This window comes from Immundisolibacter sp., assembly GCF_041601295.1.
Taxonomy (GTDB): Bacteria; Pseudomonadota; Gammaproteobacteria; order Immundisolibacterales; family Immundisolibacteraceae; genus Immundisolibacter.
The window spans coordinates 1-16,661 of the sequence record NZ_JBFIII010000066.1; the positions used below are offsets into that span (position 1 = coordinate 1).

A 16,661-nucleotide genomic window follows, 5' to 3' on the forward strand; every position below is an offset into this window, starting at 1 on the left:
CAATACCGCCACGCCCCATCGCACGCCCTCATCGTCGATATAGGTCTGCGGCAGCAGGAAGTAGTTGCCGACCAGGCCAACGCCGTCACGTACGTTACTTGGGCCAAGAATCGGCAGCACCAGATAGGGGCCGGCGCCGATGCCCCAGGCTCCGAATGCCTGGCCGACGTCCTCGCGGCGGCGCTCCAGGCCCCAGCCGGTGGCGACGTCGAAGATGCCGACCACGCCGACAGTACTGTTGACAACAAAGCGCCCGACATCCTCGGCGCTGTGCTGGAAGTTGCCCTGCAGCAGATCGCTGACCGCGACCACCGGCATGAACAGGTTATCGAACACGTTGCTGACGCCGCGCTTGACTGGCTTGGGCGTGATGAAGTCGTAACCCTTGGCCACCGGCTTGATGACGAAGCGGTCGGCCTGTTCGTTGAACCAGAACACACCGCGATTGATCGGCTCCAGCGGGTCGTTCACCTCGGGGGTGATTTCGCGTTCCCACTCGGCGAAGTCCTCGTCCTCGTCCGCCATCACCGGGCCGGCGAGCAGCCAGCCGAACAGGGCGCCGGTGCAGGCCAGAGCGGTTAGTTTCTTGTTCATCCGGATCTCCCTGGGAACTGGATTGGAATGCTCGTATCGTCACATGTATCGCCGCTTAGAGCGGACGACTTGAGGGTTCCTGTCTGCGCAGGTTAGCCGCAGTTCGCGTGATTATGCCCCGCTGGCGGGCGGCCGTCACAGTCGCGGCACCACCACGCCAACCTGACCCTGGTATTTGCCGCCACGATCCTTGTACGACACCTCGCACGGTTCGTCGGATTCGAAGAACACCACTTGCGCGCAGCCTTCGCCAGCATAGATTTTGGCCGGCAGGGTGGTGGTGTTGGAGAACTCCAGCGTGGCATAGCCCTCCCACTCCGGCTCGAACGGCGTCACGTTGACGATGATGCCGCAGCGGGCATAGGTGGACTTGCCCAGGCACACCGTCAGCACGCTGCGCGGGATGCGGAAGTACTCCACCGTGCGCGCCAGCGCAAAGGAATTTGGCGGGATCACGCATACGTCGGATTCGATGTCGACCAGGCTCGCGGCGTCGAAGTTCTTGGGGTCGACCACCGCCGAGTGCACATTGGTGAATATCTTGAATTCGCGCGCCACGCGTATGTCGTAGCCGTAACTCGACAGGCCATAGGAAATGACCCGCTGGCCGTCCACCTCGCGCACCTGAGCCGGCTCGAACGGCTCAATAATGCCTTCCTGCTCGACCATGCGGCGGATCCAGCGGTCGGACTTGATGCTCATGACGCGATTCCAGGCTGGGCGGTCAGTCGTTGACCACGGTGATGTTCGGGAAGTGACGGGCGTAGTTCTTGCTGCGTGTGGCCAGACGGGCCACGGCGCGTACGGCAATTTCCCGGTAGGCGCGGGCGATCGGCCCGTCGGGCTCGGCCGCCACCGTCGGCTGGCCGCCATCGGCCTGCTCGCGGATGCGGATGTCCAGCGGCAGTGAGCCCAGCAGCGGTACGCCGTGTTTTTCGGCCATGCGACCGCCCCCTCCGGCACCGAAGATGTGCTCCTCGTGCCCGCATTGGGTACAGATATGAGTGCTCATGTTCTCGACGATTCCCAGGATCGGCACCTTGACCTTCTCGAACATCTTCAGGCCCTTGACCGCGTCCATCAGGGCGATGTCCTGCGGCGTGGTCACGATGATGGCGCCGCTGACGGGCACGCGCTGGGCAAGCGTGAGCTGGATATCGCCAGTGCCCGGCGGCAGGTCCACCACCAGGTAGTCGATGTCCTGCCAGGCGGTGTCCCGGATCAGCTGTTCCAGTGCCTGGGTAGCCATCGGCCCGCGCCAGACCATGGGCGCGTCCGGGTCGATCAGGAAACCGATTGACATGCACTGCACGCCGTGGCCGACCAGCGGGGTGATCTTGCGCTCGTCGCCCTCGACCAGGCGCGGCTTGTCGGTGATGCCGAGCATGGTCGGCAGGCTCGGACCGTACACATCGGCGTCGAGCAGCGCCACGCGGGCGCCTTCGCGCGTCAGGGCCAGGGCCAGGTTAACGGCCGTGGTGGACTTGCCAACGCCGCCCTTGCCGGAACCGACCGCGATCACGTTCTTGACGCCCGGCACGGCCTGCGCGCCCTGCTGTACGGCGTGGGCGACGATGGCGTGCTGCAGGCTCACCTGCACCGACTGCACGCCCGGCAAGGTGGCGAGCGCGGCCTGCGCCGGGGCCAGCAGCTCGGTCGCCAGGCCAGCGCTGGGGTAGCCCAGTTGCAGTTCGACGCTCAGCTTGCCCTGGTCCAGCGTGAGCTCGCGTAATGCCTGCTTCAGGCTGGCGCCGTTCCAGGGGTCGATAACGGTTTCGAGGGCCGCCTCGGCCCCGCTGCGTAGGGTGTCAGTCATGCTGCGCCAGGGTTCAGCAGGTGTGTCGCGGCCGGCAGTAAAAGCACCGCCAAGCGGTGCGCCGGAGCGCCAGAAAGGGCGCTGATTCTAGCACGGCGTCCAGGGGTCGCCGTGCTATCCTGCCGGCCCGCCAAGCCTTGCCGCACCACCTTTTCTGCGTTGCCCGTCATGTCGCGCCGTCTGCTTGTTACCAGCGCCCTGCCGTACGCCAACGGCCCTATTCACATCGGCCACCTGGTGGAGTACATCCAGACCGATGTCTGGGTCCGGGCCATGCGTCTGGTCGGCCGGGATGTGATTTATCTGTGCGCCGACGACGCCCACGGCGCCCCCATCATGCTGCGCGCGCAGGCCGAGGACATCACCCCGGAAGACCTGGTGGCGCGCATCGGTACCGAGCACCGCGCCGACTTTGCCGACTTCGGTATCGCTTTCGACAACTACTACACCACCCACAGCGACGAGAACCGGCTGCTGGCGGAGGACATCTTTCACCGTCTTCATGCGGCCGGGCATATCGTGCGCTACGGTGTGACGCGTTACTTCGACCCCGCCAAGGGCATGTTCCTGGCCGATCGCTTCATTCGCGGTCAGTGCCCACGCTGCGCGGCGCAGGATCAGTACGGCGACTCGTGCGAGGCCTGCGGCGCGACCTACGCGCCGACCGACCTCATCAGCCCGCGCTCCGCCCTGTCTGGCGCCGAGCCGGTGCTCAAGGAATCCGAGCACTACTTTTTTCGGCTGAGTGACTTCGCCGACCTGCTGGCCGGCTGGACCCGTGCCGGCCACCTGCAGGAGGAGGTCGCCAACAAGATCGCCGAGTGGTTCGAGGCCGGCCTGGCCGACTGGGACATATCGCGCGACGCGCCTTACTTCGGCTTCAAGGTGCCCGGTTCGGACAGCCAGTACTTCTATGTGTGGCTGGATGCGCCAATCGGTTACCTGGCGAGTCTGTGGGACTGGTTGAAGCGCGTGCGCGGGCCGGATGTCAGCCTGGACCAGGTGCGCGAATTCTGGAACGCCAGCGACGTGCGCCACTTCATCGGCAAGGACATTCTTTATTTCCATGCCCTGTTCTGGCCGGCCATGCTGCAGGGCGCCGCTTACGACAAGCCGACCGCGGTCAATGCCCATGGCTTTTTGACTGTCGACGGACAAAAAATGTCTAAGTCGCGCGGCACCTTCATCCAGGCCCGTACCTGGCTGGATCACCTCGATCCAGAGCCGTTGCGCTACTACTTCGCTGCCAAGCTCGGCCGTGGCATCGACGACATCGACCTGAACCTCGATGACTTCGTGGCGCGGGTCAATTCCGACCTGGTCGGCAAGCTGGTCAATATCGCCTCGCGCACCGCCGGCTTCATCGAAAAGCGTTTTGGCGGCCGCCTGGCGCCGACGTTGCCGCAGCCGGCCATGTACGCAGAGTTTGTGTCGGCGGGGAAGGACATCGCTGCGGCCTACGAAGGCCGCGAATATGCCCGGGCCATGCGCGAGGTGATGGCGCTGGCCGACCGCGCCAACGAGTACATCGCCAGCACCGCGCCCTGGACGCTGGTGAAAGACCCGGTGCGGCTGGACGAGGCGCATGGGGTGTGCAGTCAGGCGCTGAACCTGTTTCGGCTATTGATGATTTACCTGACGCCGGTGCTGCCGCGCATGGCGGTGCAAGTGGAAGCCCTGTTCGGCGCGCCGCTGGCCTGGGCAGACCGCGCCCAGCCGCTGCTGGACCACCCGATTGCGCCGTACCGGCCACTGCTGACGCGCATCGATCCGGCGGCCGTGGCGGCGCTGATCGCGGCCGGTCGCGCCGTATAGCGGCAACGCCAGCCGGATGCCCTGGGCTGAGCGGTCCCGGATGGATTTACTCAGCGCCTCGTCAGAGCAACTCCAGCACTTTTTGCGGGGGGCGGCCTATCACGGCGCGCTCGCCGCTGATGGCAATCGGCCGCTCAATCAGGATCGGATTCGCCGCCAGGGCATCGATCAGCGCTGCCCGTGACACCGCCGGCCGGTCCAGATCGAGCTCCTTGTAAATGGCCTCGCCGCGCCGCATCAATTGCCGCGGTTCCAGGTCAAGCTGCTTCAGCAGGCGCTCCAGTTCGGCGGTCGTCGGAGCGTCTTTCAGGTACTCCACTATCTGCGGCTCGACGCCGCGCCCGCGCAGTAGCGCCAGCGCCTCGCGCGATTTGGAGCAGCGCGGGTTGTGATAAAGCCGTATCGACATCTGAATCTCCCTTCAGAACAGTGCGCGCCGGGGATCGAACGGCAGTTCGTCGGCCAGGCGCTGGTATAGCTCGCGGGCGTCGTCGGTCTGCGCCTTGGGCGTCATCATCTTGAGCACCACATACTGGTCTCCCGGCGTCGGCACGGTCGGCAGACCGCGCCCGCGCAGGCGCAGCCTGTCGCCGCTTTGCGAGCCGGCCGGAATGGCCAGCTCTACCGCACCGCCGAGCGTCGGTACCTTGACCGTCGCGCCGAGCGCCGCTTCCCACGGCGTGATTGGCAGGTCCAGATAGATATCCGCGCCTTCCAGACGGTACAGCCGGTGCGGCGCGAACTCGATTTCCAGCAGCAGGTCGCCGCCGCCACCGCCCTGACCGGCCAGGCGGATGCGCTGGCCGGCTCGCACGCCGGTTGGGATGCGCACCTCAAGCGTGCGCTTGCGCCCGCCGTCGGCCTGGCTCAGGTTGATGGAACGGGTGGTGCCCTGATAGGCGTCCTCGAGCGCGATTTGCACCTTGGCGTGCATATCCTCGCTCCGGGGCTGGCGGCGGCGTGCGCCGTCCATGCCGCCGAAGCCTCGCCCGAACAGACCGTCGAAAAAATCGCTGAAGCCGGATGACCCTTGTCCGCCGCGAAACTCGAACCCGCCGCCGCCCGGTGGCGTAAAGCCCTGACCCGCCTGCCAGTTGCTGCCGAGCTGGTCATAGGCGGCACGCTTTTCAGCGTCCTTGAGGACCTCGTAGGCCTCGGCCACGTCCTTGAAACGGGCCTCGGCGTTGGCTTCCTTGCTGACGTCCGGGTGGAATTTGCGCGCCAGCTTGCGATAGGCACGCTTGATGTCGTCCCCGCTGGCCTCGCGGGGGACGCCAAGAGTCTTGTAGTAATCCTTGTATTCCATTGCGGCTCAGCACCCGGGAAAGCAGCCGCCCGCCAGCGGGCCTATACAACGCCGAGGCGGGCGGCCCAGTGTAGTCGGTGCGTGCTGTGGATCAGCTGTTCACCTGAATGCGGCGCGCCATCACCTTGGCCAGCTTGGGGATAGACACCTGCAGCACGCCGTCTTCGACACGCGCCGCGACTTGCTCGACATCCACCGATTCGGGCACGCTGAAGCGGCGCACGAAGCGACCGCGCGCGCGTTCTGCGCGCCGATAGCCGCTGACCTCGTCAGCCGGAATCGCCGGCCGCTCACCGCTGATGGTCAGCACACCCTGCTCAAGGTTGATGTCGACCGCGTCGGGTTTTACCCCAGGCAGGTCCACGAGCAACACATAGCGTTCGGCGTCCTCGCGCACGTCCACCGCCGGCTGCCAGTCGCCGCTGGCCAGACTGGCGGCACCATCCTCGCGCAGGGGACTGGCGCTGAACAAACGATCCATCTCGCGCTGCAACTCGCTCAGCAATCCGTAAGGCTGTTGTCTGACAATACTCATGGCAAACCTCCTGCCAGTTGCTGGGGGCCACAGTGGCCCGCCATGACGCAAAAGGTGAGGGCTGCGCAGCGCTTTTCAAGCCGCCGTCAGATGCCGAACAGCACGCCAACGCCGATATAGGAGATGCGGTCCGAATAGAACTGGCCATGCGGCGAATATCCGCGATAACCCTCGACCATCAGGCGCAGGTAGTGGTCCGTGTGCGGTGCGTCAAATTGCATGCCAAGCTTCAGACTGCCGTCTACCGACCAGTCGTGCTCGGCGAAGGACTTCAGGTCGAGCCCAATAAACGGCCGCCCACGCAGGCCGGGCAGTAGCCTGGCCTGCGAGTCGCCGAAATACTCGGCCCCGGCATGCGCCATCAGCCGGTCCAGATCCGCCGGCTCGCGATGCACCAGCACCTCGCCGCCGCCGTAGACGCGAAATGGCGTCAGATCGTAGGCCACCAGAGCCTCCAGCGACTCGAAGCTGAGGTTGATGCGCTCGGGCGCGGCGGTGAGCAGGAACTCGTCGCCGAGGTGCGAACTCTGGTGATACAGGCGCAGCCGACCACTTGTTCTGCCCTGGCGCCAGGCCAACGGCATACCCACCGTGTAATCGGCGTTGATCAGATCGAAGGAATCCCCTTCCAGATTGAACAGGCCGAACAAGCCGCCGGAGATCCCGATATTCCACCCGTTTCCGGCCTCGTCGATGCGGCCGTAAACCGGAAAATCCGCGCCATAACCGACTTCTACCAGCCACAATTTGTCGGTATCGGTGTCGTAATGACGTGGCGACACAAAGAAACGCGGCTCCTTGGGGTCGGCCAGCGCCGGGCGAAACAGCTCGGGTGTGGGAAACCAGCGTCCGGGCGCCGCGCCGCCCGCGGCGGTGCCAGTGGCATCGGCCAGGCGCACCTTGCGCACGCCATCGATGGCGGCCAGTGCCTCGCCTGCGGCGGTCGCATCCGCGTGATCCTGGGGGTCCAGCCGCAGGCGGCCATCGCTCACTTCAAGCGTGTAGCTGTCCGCCGGCCAGCCCAGGCGCTGTTCCAGCACCGCCGCGGCGTAGCCGGCGAGGTACGCATCATCGGGAAGCTTGGCGGTTGCCAGGGCCGGACTACCGGCAAGCCACAACAGGCCGACCGCAAAACACATTGCAACACGCATATCTGCTCCAGTGCGGCGTACATCCGCCCGGCGCAAGGGGCGCCTGGACTGACCCGCGTAGGTAAAAGCGCCCCCAGGGCCGCCTGTTGGTGTCAGGTCGAGCGATAACCGACGATGAGGTCTTCCGGTCCCTTGACGTGGTAGCGCTCGGCGGCGAATACGCCTGATTCGTCGGGCTCGTGGAAGCGCTCCACAGAGTTGGAGACCTCCATCCAGGCCAGGGCCATGTAGTACAGATTCAGGGTTTCGACGGCGAGTGCATCGCGCGAGTCGAATTGTCCGAGGTAATCCATAACCGCGCTCATGCGTGGCGCCAGCAGATCGTAATAGGCCTGCAGCGCTTTCTGGGTGTTGCCCAGCCGCTTGTTAAAACGCTGTCGCTCGGTCGGCAGCGCCCACTCGATCCCACCACTCAAGTCCCGAAAAGGTTCCGGTAGACCGTCCATGTGCCAATCCTCCACCACGACTCTGTAGGACAGTGGCGCCGCGCCCGGCGGCCGGCACCGCTGCCGATTTACTCGGCCAGCAGGCGCTCGACCACCTTGTATCCGTGCCGCACGGCGATTTCCTGGTCCGACAGCGTCATGTACTTGATGCGGCCGGTCTCCATCATGGCCTGTCCGTTCTCGAGCGTGGACAGATCCTCGCGCAACGTGTCACGGGTCAGCGTCTTGGTGAATTCCTGACTCACCTTGGCGGCAAGATTGGTGGCCCGATTCATGTAGAACCTCATCTCCCAGCGGGTGCGGTTGTGAGTCACCGGCCACCAGTTGTAGGTGAAGTACCAGCCGTTCGAGGTGGCGATCTCGAAGCACGGGAAGATGATGTGTATGTCGAAGGCCCAGTTCTTCTCGCCGGCGAAGTTGGTTCCTTTCAGCGCGGTGGTGCTGGCCAGCGCGCCTTGCGCAAGTGTGGCGCCGACCTTGTAAGCCAGCGCCTCGGCGCCGTGTGGCGCGTGCTGTGGGTTGGCGTAGCACGAGACCGACCGATTGCGCTCGTGCAGGCGCACGTCCACCAGATGGCAGTAAGGATTGTCCTGGCTGTTGAAGGTTTCCTTCAGGGAGCGCCGATGCACGGACTCGACGTGATAAGCCTCGACAAAAGCGTCGATGAAGTACTTCCAGTTGCACTTCACGTCCGCCGAGTACTCGGCTACCAGGTCCATCTCGTCGTAGGCAAAGTCGCCGATCAGCGCGTTCAGCTCGCCGAAGCTCTCGTGCAGACCGCGCTCGGGCATATCTTGCGGGTGCACAAAAATGAAGCCGTTCCAGGTGTCCAGCGTGACGGCCGACAGTGCGTGGCAGGATTTGTCGAACTTATGGAACTGGTCCTCGTCGGGCACGTGGGCCAGCTGGCCCTGCAGATCGTAGGTCCAGGAATGAAAGCCGCACACCATGCCGCGACAGCGCCCGCGCTCCTCGGTCAGCAGCTTGTTGCCGCGGTGCTGACAGACGTTATGGAAAGCGCGCACCGCGCCGTCTTCGCCGCGTATCACGATCACCGAGGCGTTGATCGCCTCGATATCCCGTACCAGGTAATCGCCGGGGCGGGAGATTTCCTCGTCGCGACCGACGCACCACCAGGCGTTCTGGAAAATCTTTTCCCGTTCGCGCTCGAAGTATTCAGGCGAGGTGTTGACCTCGACCGGAATCGGGTCCGTCCCCAGCTCGGGGTAACGTTCGTGAAAGCGCAGAATGGGTGCAGGATTATTCATGGTCGGGACTCTCCTTCGCAGATGACTGGCGGGGGGTTCCTTCGGCTTGCTGGTGGATCAGCGCTCGGCTTGGTCATGCGCGCCATACTCTGGCCGGCGCGGCGTGGTAATGCTCAACACCAGGTTCTCGGGCGCCGTGAAAATACCGGTGTGCGGCAGGCCTGGCGGCATGATTATGGCCTCCCCGGTCTTGAACGGGAACTCCTTGCCACCGCGGATGACCACCTTGCCCTCTCCCTTGAGCAGGATGGCCACTTCCTGGCCGTGGACGTGCAAGGGCGGCATCGCGCCGCCGCTGATGGTCGCCGCGCGCGTGGCCTCCTCGCCCTGGTAATGCTGCTGGCCGCCGGGATTCAGCGGCGTCGGTTCGCCGGGCTTGATGTTGAGCAGCACCACGCTCATGTCCGGGCCGACCATGTGCTTCATATACAGCCGACCGGGTACCACCTCGCGCATGTTCTGTTCGCTCAGGCTCATCACGCGCGGCTCGCTGCCGGCCGGCACGTACAGCTCGACTTGTGCCGGTTCCGCGGCTGCCACCAGGCTGTCGCCAAGGGCCACGCCCAGGCAAAGGACTAAAAAGATTCTTCGCATCGGCTTTGTTCGTTTGCGTGCTGGATGGCCGCCAGACCGGATCGCGCCAGTTTTATCCCCTGGAGCCCCATGCTCAGCGGCGTGACCGCCGATCGCCCACTGCCGCATCGTGCCCGCCCCTCCACCGGCCCGTCTCACGGAGTCTGAACCGCTTGATCTGCCAGTCCGTACCATCCGGTTCTGCACGTCGCTTTCCCTGCCATGAGTGCAATCAGGGCCGCGAGCAGGCAATCGCTGGTTTCATACTCGCCGCCGCCGTGCCGAGGAATCCGAATCATGCACCCTGATTTGCCGTTTGCCGACGATCTTGGTCCCGCGCGTGTCATCCATGTGCATCAGCCAGCGCTGGGCCTGGCCGCCACCGTGGTGCTGGACAACCTCGCCTGCGGACCGGCCATCGGTGGCCTGCGCATGGCAAGCGACGTCACCACCGCAGAATGCGCCCGCCTGGCGCGCGCCATGACGCTAAAAAACGCGGCCGCCGGTCTGCCGCACGGCGGTGGCAAGTCGGTACTGCGCGCCGACCCGCGCATGCCGGTGGCGGACAAGGAGCGCCTGATCCGCGCCTTCGCCGCCGCGCTGCGCCACGAACACGGCTACATCGTCGGCCCGGACATGGGCACCGACGAGACCTGCATGGCCTGGATACACGACGAAATCGGCCGTGCCACCGGTCTGCCGCGCGCCCTGGGCGGTATTCCGCTGGACCAGATCGGCGCCACCGGCTGGGGTGTGTGTCACGCCACCGAGGTTGCGCTGGCCAGGCTGGGCCGGCCGCTCACCGGCGCCCGGCTGGTGGTGCAGGGCTTCGGCTCCGTGGGTCAGCACGCGGCCCGCTTGCTGACCGCCCGCGGCGCGCGACTGGTGGCAGTGGCCGACTCGGCCGGCGCCATCCACAATCCGGACGGCATCGACCCGGACCGCCTGCTCGCCATCAAGGCCCATGGCGGTAGCGTGGTCACCTATCCGGGCGCGCAGATCATCGATGCCGAGGCACTGATCGGCGTGGACTGCGAGGTCTGGATACCGGCTGCCCGACCGGACGTGATCCACGCCGGCAATGTGGATCGCCTGCGTGCGGCGCTGCTGGTGCAGGGCGCCAACATTCCCGCGACCGCCGATGCAGAGCGCAGCCTGCACGCGCGCGGCGTGTGGGTGGTGCCGGACTTCATCGCCAACGCCGGGGGAGTGATCTGCGCGGCCTTCGAACTGCAAGGTGCCACCGAAGGCGCTGCCCTGGCCGCTGTTGAGGAGCGCATCCGCGCCAACACCGCGACCGTGCTGGATCGCGCCCAGGCCACCGGCAACACCCCCCGACAAGCCGCCGAGACGCTGGCCCTGGAGCGCGTGCGCGGCGCCATGCAGACACGGCGCTGGGGGGTGTACTAAACGTCCTGTCGCCCCTCAGCGGCGAACAAAACATAACCTGGATGCCGCGTAGCGGAATCCGGGAGATTGAGCGACAGGATTTCCCGTATTGCGCTGTGCTGCATATGGGCTACCCCGCTATTCCGTTATTCGCGTATTCGCGACTTTCGGCACCCGGCGAATGGCGGCGGTCGCCGCCAGCCCGGAGCTAAATCGCCGGACCGTGCTGAGTGCTGGGCTTGTTCGGTTCGGGGCGCACTTTTTTCAGCAATTCCTGGTATTTCTGATACGCGTCCGGCAGATTTCCGTGCTTCAGAGATACCTCGCAATCTGTCAGTGCTTCCTGCAGCCGTCCAAGCTGCATATGCGCATAGCAGCGATTGTTGTAACTGATGGCAAGGTCTTCCTCACTCTGCCCTTTTTCATCGAACAGATAAGCATGGCTGTTCAGTGACTCCAGCATGGACACCATATCCTTTCGATCGCCGTAGATGACGGACACATCGATGGCAGCGGAAGTCCTGAAGTGACGATTCTGCGAATCCGCAACGATGCTGAAATCTTTCAGTGCAGCATCGTTCTGCCCGCCCGCCCGGTATGACTTTGCGCGCCAGAACCGCGTTTGCATGTCGTCACCGGTTTCCAGTTGCTTCGTGCAGTCCCGCACCGCCTCATCGAAATGCTTCAGCTTGTAATACGCAAAGCATTTCAGATGTTTGTATCCGTCGCCCGACCCTCCCATCGCCTCGGCAGCATCCTGGTACGCAATCACATTCACGTATTGCGCCATGTCGTTGTACAGGCCGGACATCCTTCGATAAATGTCGACCATGGCCCAGGCGCGCTCCGCTTCGCCTGGGAAAGGAAACGTTGCCACGTCAACCAGCGCTTCCTGGTATTTTTTCTCGGCGTTGTCGTAATGTTTTTTGTTCTGCCAGACGTTCGCAACGGTCACATCGAGCATGTAGTTGTTGTGGCCGGCGTTGTTTTCGGACAACTGAAGCTGTGTTCCCATGTGGCTGGCAGCGGCTTCGAGCATGCTGCCGGCAAAGTGTCCCGCGCCTGACATGAGCACGATTTTGCTCAGCGATGGCTGCAGGGCCACCGTAAACTGGTAACGGTCGATTTTATTGTAAAGCTCGAGTGCGGTGTCAACCTGACGCATCACGTCGCTGCCTGCCATCGACTCCATCGCAGCGCCGACACATTGCTCCAACTGTTCGGCGCGGTATGCGTCGCAAGCAAGCGCCGCCGTATTCAACAGGCTGGCGTACAGTTCCACATGCAGCAATCTTAGCGGCGAATTTTCCGGGGCATGGCCAGCGTATCGGTTAACAAAAGCCACCATGGCCTGCGGCGAGCCGCCCCATTTGGGGGCCAGCGTTTTAAGGCGCTCGGTGTATAGCGGATAGTAGTTGGGGAATCGGCTGATGGCGTCCTGGAAAGCGTTTTCCATGATCGGTGTGTTGCCGCTCATAGCGTATATTCTGACCAAGCTAAAATAGGCGTACGGATTGGTCGCGTCCAGGCGGATTGAGTCGAGTGCATCCGCCGTCGCCAGTTTCATGTAATCCCGGAACGCGTTCAATTCGCTTTCCGGCGTTTCCGAAACAAAGCGTGATCCCCGCACATCCACGCCAACACCATAATAGTAATTAGCCCGAATCAGATGGGCGAACGCGGACTGCGGAGTCTGCTGTACCCATTTATTCAATCCCCCCAGAAACGCGTCATCTTTCGGAAACGCCACATAGCCCATAAGGTCGTTAAAAGGGGAAAAATGCCAGTTTTCCAATTTGCTGTGGGTGTAGACATCATCGATGAGCTTGCCAGCGGCATCGTAGTCGCCGCGCTGCACGGCGCGCCGCACGGCCGCCGCATTGTCTGCCGATGGAACAGCCGGGCGCGGCTTCAAGACGATCTTTGCCGTCTCCTGCGCGATGGCGGCTGCGATGGCATCCGGGTGGTCGGCTGGGGCGGCGGCGGACTCGGTGGTGTGGATGGGGTCGCGCAAGTCGAGCCAGCCGAACCTGTCCGCCACCGTCACGCCTGCCAGCACGACCAGGATCAAGGCAAGCACTGTCTTGCGCGAGACTCGCGCGTTGAGGGGATTGTCATTAGCAGTCATGCGCGTAGTTTCCGTATCGAATTGAACTTCCTAGCGCCGGGCGCGCCGGCCCTCCCAAGACAACAGTTGATTGGCTAGCCTGAGGCATACGCCGATCCGGCGGGGCGGGCACTCGCGACCAAGGCGCCGTGTCCGGCCGGCAACTTCACGCTGCCGCCAACCTGGAATCACTGTACACCGCGCCATTGTATGCACGCTGGCGATCAGGAGCGTGGCCGGGCCAATCTGGGAGGTACTCCATATAGCTTCGGACCTGATGACCGGTTCGGTTGGTCGACCTTCGCTGCCGTGTACACCATCGGGTCAGTAGTCCGACAGTGCCGGGGGAAAGGCCGAGCGTCCCGCCCCGCGGCTATTACCCAGCTATTCTGCGGGCATGAAAGTGAGCGACATTTTGCAAGCGCTCTAGGCTGAGGGCCGGACAAAACCACAGGTAACCTCGCCTCACCGCCCGCGCCGCCACGCAGCAGCCAAGCCCAACCCCGCCAGGTTTTGCCATACCGAGAACAGCGCTGCCGGCAGCGCCGCGAGTGGCGGCAGGAACTTGATGGCGAGTGCCGTAGCCAGCCCCGAGTTCTGCATGCCGACTTCGATGGCGATGGCCCGTCGCTGGGCCGAACCGGCGCCGGTAAGGGTCGCGCCCAGATAGCCGAGCACGAAGCCGAGGGTGTTGTGCAGGATGACCGCCGTGGCAACCAGGACGCCGGTGGCGGCAAGCTGGCCGTGGTTCAGGGCCAGGATGATGGCGACGATGAACGCGATCAGCAGCATCGACAGGCCCGACAGCCAGCGCGCCAGGTGCTGCGCCAATGGCGTGAGCCAGCGCCGCAGCATTACGCCGGCCGCCACCGGCAGCAGCACGATACGCACGATGTCGCCGAACATGGCCAGCGCCGGCACGTCGATGCGCGTGCCGGCCAGCCACAAGGTGAGCCACGGCGTGGCCAGGGGTGCCAGCAGGGTGGAGGTGGCGGTCATGGCCACCGAAAGCGCCACGTCGCCGCGGGCCAGATAGGTCACCACATTGGAGGCGGTGCCGCCCGGGCAAGTGCCGACCAGGATCAGTCCGGCGGCCAGGGTCGGCGGCAGGTCCAGCGCCATGGCCAGGCCCAGCGCGGCCGCGGGCATCACCACGAATTGCAGCCCGATGCCCATTAGCAGCCAACGCGGCCGGCGCAGCACGGCGGTCAGTTGCGGGCCGGTGAGTGTCAGCCCCATGCCGAACATGATCAGGCCGAGCGCCGGGACGATGGCACCCTTGAGCGGCACGAACGCCTGCGGCACCAGCCAGGCGGCGGCACACGCGACCAGCAGTAACGCGGTCGGGATCCAGGCCTGGTTGAAGCTGCCTCGGTTCAAGGCGCCGCCCGGCGGGCGCGGCACACCGGGCAGTCGGGATCCTGGCGCAGGCCGACGCTGTGCCATTCGCTGCGCCGTCCATCGAAAATCAATAGCCGGCCGGCCAGGCCGGTTTCCATGCCCAGCAGCACTTTGAGCGCTTCCAGTGCCTGCATGGCGCCGATCACGCCGACCACCGGCGGCAGCACGCCAACCTGCGAGCAGTGCTCGGCCTCGGCGCCCGCGTCGCGGTACAGGCAGCGGTAGCAGGGCGCGTCCGGCCGGTCCAGGCGAAACACGGACACCTGGCCCTCGAAGCGGATGGCGGCGCCGGAGACCAGCGGCTTTCTGGCCACGGCGCAGGCCGCATTGATGGCGAAACGGCTGTCGAAGTTGTCGGTGCAGTCCAGCACCAGGTCCACCGCTGCCACCTGCGCCGCCAGCGAGTCGGCGTCCATGCGCCCGGTGATAGGCGTGATGCGGATAGTGGGATTGAGCGCCAGCAGCGCGTCGCGGGCGGATTCGGCCTTCGGTCGGCCGACGTCGGCGCTGCGGTGCAGCACCTGCCGGTGCAGGTTGGACAGGTCCACCTGGTCGTGATCGGCAACCACCAGTTCGCCGACCCCAGCGCCGGCCAGGTACAGGGCCACCGGCGAGCCCAGCCCGCCCATGCCGACGATCAGCACGCGTGCGTCCAACAGCCGCGCCTGGCCGTCGAAGTCCACCTCCGGCAGTACCAGCTGACGGGCGTAGCGGTGCAGCTGGTCGTCGTTCAGTTCGCGCATGGCTGTTGTCCCAGGGTGACGCGCGGCCGGCCGGCAAGGTCGGCGTGGGTAGTGATATCTGCGAAGCCGGCGCCGGTCAGCTGTTTGTGCACCGCCGGGCCTTGCCCGGCGCCGTGCTCCAGAAGCAGCCAGCCGCCCGGCAGCAGATGCCGCGGCGCGGCGGCGGCGATGGCCGCGAGGTCGGCCAAGCCGTTGTCAGCAGCGGCCAGTGCCGTGCGTGGCTCCTGGCACACGCCGTCGCCTTGCAGGCAGGCGTCGTCTGAAGCGATGTAGGGCGGGTTGCTGACAATGATGTCGAAGCGCTCGCCAGGCAGCGGCGCGAACCAGTGCCCACGCCGGAATTCGACGCGCAGGCCCAGCCGCGCTGCATTGCCGGTGGCCACCGCCAGGGCGGCAGTGCTCTGGTCGGTGGCCATGATTTGCCAGTCCGGTCGTTCGCTGGCCAGCGCCAGAGCGATGGCGCCGCTGCCGGTGCCCAGGTCGGCCAGCCGGCCGCGTTCACTCATGTGGGCGAGCGCGAGTTCCACCAGAAGTTCGGTTTCCGGACGCGGCACCAGCACGTCGGGGGTAACCTCCAGCTCCAGCGACCAGAAGCCCTGCCGGCCTCGGAGGTAGGCCATCGGTTCGCCGGCCAGGCGGCGCGAGAGCAGCGTTTCGAAGCGCCGGCGCGCTGTGGTGTCCACTGTTATGTCGCCGTGGGTCAGTAGCCAGGCGCGCGGCACGGTCAGCGCCAACGCCAACAGCAGGCCGCAATCCTCAGCCGCGACGGTATTGGCAGCGCAGTGCTGGCGGGCCGTGGTCAGTAAATCCTGCACGCTCGGCGTGGCATGGTCGGTTGCCAGTGCGGCGCTCATGCCAGACCCAGGCTGAGCAGTTGTTCCGCCTCGTGCTCGCGTCTGAGCGGCGCGATCAGGGCTTCAAGGTCGCCGGCCATGACCTGATCGATCTTGTACAAAGTCAAATTGATGCGGTGGTCGGTGACGCGGCCCTGCGGGAAGTTGTAGGTGCGGATGCGCTCGGAGCGGTCGCCGGAGCCGACCAGGCTGCGCCGGGTGGCGGCTTCTTCGGCGTGCTGGCGCTGGCGCTCGGCCTCCAGCAGGCGCGATTTGAGCAGCGCCATGGCGCGGGCGCGGTTCTTGTGCTGCGAGCGCTCGTCCTGGCATTCCACCACGGTGCCGGTCGGCAGGTGGGTCAGGCGGATGGCAGAGTCGGTCTTGTTGACGTGCTGGCCACCGGCGCCGGATGCGCGGTAGGTATCCACGCGCAGGTCGGCGGGGTTGATGTCTATGCTGTCGACCTCGTCCACCTCCGGCAGGATGGCCACGGTGCAGGCCGAGGTGTGGATGCGGCCCTGCGCCTCGGTGACCGGCACGCGCTGCACGCGGTGACCGCCGGACTCGAACTTCAGGCGCGCGTACACGCCGCGGCCCTCCACGCGCACGATCACTTCCTTGTAGCCGCCGTGCTCGCCCGGGTGGGCGCTGACGACCTCGCACTGCCAGCCCTGGGTTTCCGCA

16 protein-coding genes and 1 pseudogene are annotated in these 16,661 nt (G+C 65.2%); 2 read left to right on the forward strand and 15 right to left on the reverse strand.

Annotation, left to right across the window (positions count from 1 at the left end):
* The 3 genes from ABZF37_RS09640 to apbC all read right to left on the reverse strand — a co-directional run.
* A partial coding sequence (locus ABZF37_RS09640) for a VacJ family lipoprotein (protein ID WP_372719310.1) occupies positions 1-594 on the reverse strand: 594 nt, incomplete at its 3' end.
* Between the two features lie 135 nt (positions 595-729).
* Positions 730-1,296 carry a dCTP deaminase gene (gene dcd / locus ABZF37_RS09645; RefSeq protein ID WP_372719312.1) on the reverse strand — a complete coding sequence of 189 codons (567 nt, stop codon included), beginning with the start codon at positions 1,294-1,296 and terminating at the stop codon, positions 730-732.
* Between the two features lie 22 nt (positions 1,297-1,318).
* On the reverse strand, positions 1,319-2,410 hold the full coding sequence (apbC, locus tag ABZF37_RS09650; protein ID WP_372719314.1) for an iron-sulfur cluster carrier protein ApbC: 1,092 nt from the start codon (positions 2,408-2,410) through the stop codon (positions 1,319-1,321).
* A 168-nt stretch (positions 2,411-2,578) separates the two neighbouring features.
* Between apbC and metG the strand changes: the two are divergent.
* A pseudogene (gene metG / locus ABZF37_RS09655) lies at positions 2,579-4,216 on the forward strand (methionine--tRNA ligase); the annotation flags it as partial.
* A 70-nt stretch (positions 4,217-4,286) separates the two neighbouring features.
* On the opposite strand, the gene arsC reads toward metG, so the two are convergent.
* The 7 genes from arsC to ABZF37_RS09690 form a co-directional block, all read right to left on the reverse strand.
* Entirely contained in the window at positions 4,287-4,634 is a 348-nt protein-coding gene (arsC, locus tag ABZF37_RS09660) for an arsenate reductase (glutaredoxin) (RefSeq protein WP_372719316.1), read from the reverse strand.
* A 12-nt stretch (positions 4,635-4,646) separates the two neighbouring features.
* Positions 4,647-5,531, reverse strand: a complete 885-nt coding sequence (locus tag ABZF37_RS09665) for a DnaJ C-terminal domain-containing protein (RefSeq protein ID WP_372719318.1) — start codon at positions 5,529-5,531, stop codon at positions 4,647-4,649.
* Positions 5,532-5,622: 91 nt separating this feature from the next.
* Positions 5,623-6,066: an Hsp20/alpha crystallin family protein gene (locus ABZF37_RS09670; RefSeq protein ID WP_372719320.1), complete on the reverse strand. Its 444-nt coding sequence runs from the start codon at positions 6,064-6,066 to the stop codon at positions 5,623-5,625.
* 86 nt (positions 6,067-6,152) lie between these two features.
* On the reverse strand, positions 6,153-7,217 hold the full coding sequence (locus ABZF37_RS09675; RefSeq protein WP_372719323.1) for a DUF1207 domain-containing protein: 1,065 nt from the start codon (positions 7,215-7,217) through the stop codon (positions 6,153-6,155).
* 92 nt (positions 7,218-7,309) lie between these two features.
* Positions 7,310-7,663 carry a hypothetical protein gene (locus ABZF37_RS09680; RefSeq protein WP_372719325.1) on the reverse strand — a complete coding sequence of 118 codons (354 nt, stop codon included), beginning with the start codon at positions 7,661-7,663 and terminating at the stop codon, positions 7,310-7,312.
* A gap of 68 nt (positions 7,664-7,731) precedes the next feature.
* The gene (locus tag ABZF37_RS09685) at positions 7,732-8,931 is read right to left on the reverse strand and encodes an SRPBCC family protein (RefSeq protein WP_372719327.1); all 1,200 of its coding nucleotides are present in this window, start codon (positions 8,929-8,931) and stop codon (positions 7,732-7,734) included.
* Positions 8,932-8,988: 57 nt separating this feature from the next.
* Positions 8,989-9,525 (reverse strand): cupin domain-containing protein, encoded by a 537-nt coding sequence (locus ABZF37_RS09690; protein ID WP_372719329.1) that lies wholly within the window; start codon positions 9,523-9,525, stop codon positions 8,989-8,991.
* Between the two features lie 276 nt (positions 9,526-9,801).
* On the opposite strand from ABZF37_RS09690, the gene ABZF37_RS09695 reads away from it, so the two are divergent.
* Positions 9,802-10,914 (forward strand): Glu/Leu/Phe/Val dehydrogenase, encoded by a 1,113-nt coding sequence (locus ABZF37_RS09695; RefSeq protein WP_372719331.1) that lies wholly within the window; start codon positions 9,802-9,804, stop codon positions 10,912-10,914.
* Positions 10,915-11,101: 187 nt separating this feature from the next.
* On the opposite strand, the gene ABZF37_RS09700 is transcribed toward ABZF37_RS09695, so the two are convergent.
* The 5 genes from ABZF37_RS09700 to ABZF37_RS09720 form a co-directional block, all read right to left on the reverse strand.
* The gene (locus tag ABZF37_RS09700) at positions 11,102-13,021 is read right to left on the reverse strand and encodes a hypothetical protein (RefSeq protein WP_372719333.1); all 1,920 of its coding nucleotides are present in this window, start codon (positions 13,019-13,021) and stop codon (positions 11,102-11,104) included.
* A 444-nt stretch (positions 13,022-13,465) separates the two neighbouring features.
* On the reverse strand, positions 13,466-14,380 hold the full coding sequence (locus tag ABZF37_RS09705; RefSeq protein ID WP_372719335.1) for a bile acid:sodium symporter family protein: 915 nt from the start codon (positions 14,378-14,380) through the stop codon (positions 13,466-13,468).
* A complete protein-coding gene (locus ABZF37_RS09710) occupies positions 14,377-15,135 on the reverse strand; it encodes a ThiF family adenylyltransferase (protein WP_372719341.1) in 759 nt (252 codons plus the stop codon). Before ABZF37_RS09710 ends, ABZF37_RS09705 begins: the two co-directional genes overlap by 4 nt.
* Positions 15,132-15,998 (reverse strand): peptide chain release factor N(5)-glutamine methyltransferase, encoded by an 867-nt coding sequence (gene prmC, locus ABZF37_RS09715; protein WP_372719337.1) that lies wholly within the window; start codon positions 15,996-15,998, stop codon positions 15,132-15,134. The genes ABZF37_RS09710 and prmC overlap by 4 nt, the downstream gene beginning before the upstream one ends.
* Positions 15,995-16,661, reverse strand: a 667-nt coding sequence (locus ABZF37_RS09720) for a peptide chain release factor 1 (RefSeq protein ID WP_372719339.1), incomplete at its 5' end; no start/stop codon positions are given. The genes ABZF37_RS09720 and prmC, both read right to left, overlap by 4 nt.

Excerpts from the sequence above, each read along its gene's own strand:
- dcd (WP_372719312.1), bottom strand. The coding sequence starts at position 1,296 with ATGAGCATCAAGTCCGACCGCTGGATCCGCCGCATGGTCGAGCAGGAA.
- apbC (WP_372719314.1), bottom strand. The coding sequence starts at position 2,410 with ATGACTGACACCCTACGCAGCGGGGCCGAGGCGGCCCTCGAAACCGTT.
- arsC (WP_372719316.1), bottom strand. The coding sequence starts at position 4,634 with ATGTCGATACGGCTTTATCACAACCCGCGCTGCTCCAAATCGCGCGAG.
- ABZF37_RS09665 (WP_372719318.1), bottom strand. The coding sequence starts at position 5,531 with ATGGAATACAAGGATTACTACAAGACTCTTGGCGTCCCCCGCGAGGCC.
- ABZF37_RS09670 (WP_372719320.1), bottom strand. The coding sequence starts at position 6,066 with ATGAGTATTGTCAGACAACAGCCTTACGGATTGCTGAGCGAGTTGCAG.
- ABZF37_RS09675 (WP_372719323.1), bottom strand. The coding sequence starts at position 7,217 with ATGCGTGTTGCAATGTGTTTTGCGGTCGGCCTGTTGTGGCTTGCCGGT.
- ABZF37_RS09680 (WP_372719325.1), bottom strand. The coding sequence starts at position 7,663 with ATGGACGGTCTACCGGAACCTTTTCGGGACTTGAGTGGTGGGATCGAG.
- ABZF37_RS09685 (WP_372719327.1), bottom strand. The coding sequence starts at position 8,931 with ATGAATAATCCTGCACCCATTCTGCGCTTTCACGAACGTTACCCCGAG.
- ABZF37_RS09690 (WP_372719329.1), bottom strand. The coding sequence starts at position 9,525 with ATGCGAAGAATCTTTTTAGTCCTTTGCCTGGGCGTGGCCCTTGGCGAC.
- ABZF37_RS09695 (WP_372719331.1), top strand. The coding sequence starts at position 9,802 with ATGCACCCTGATTTGCCGTTTGCCGACGATCTTGGTCCCGCGCGTGTC.
- ABZF37_RS09700 (WP_372719333.1), bottom strand. The coding sequence starts at position 13,021 with ATGACTGCTAATGACAATCCCCTCAACGCGCGAGTCTCGCGCAAGACA.
- prmC (WP_372719337.1), bottom strand. The coding sequence starts at position 15,998 with ATGAGCGCCGCACTGGCAACCGACCATGCCACGCCGAGCGTGCAGGAT.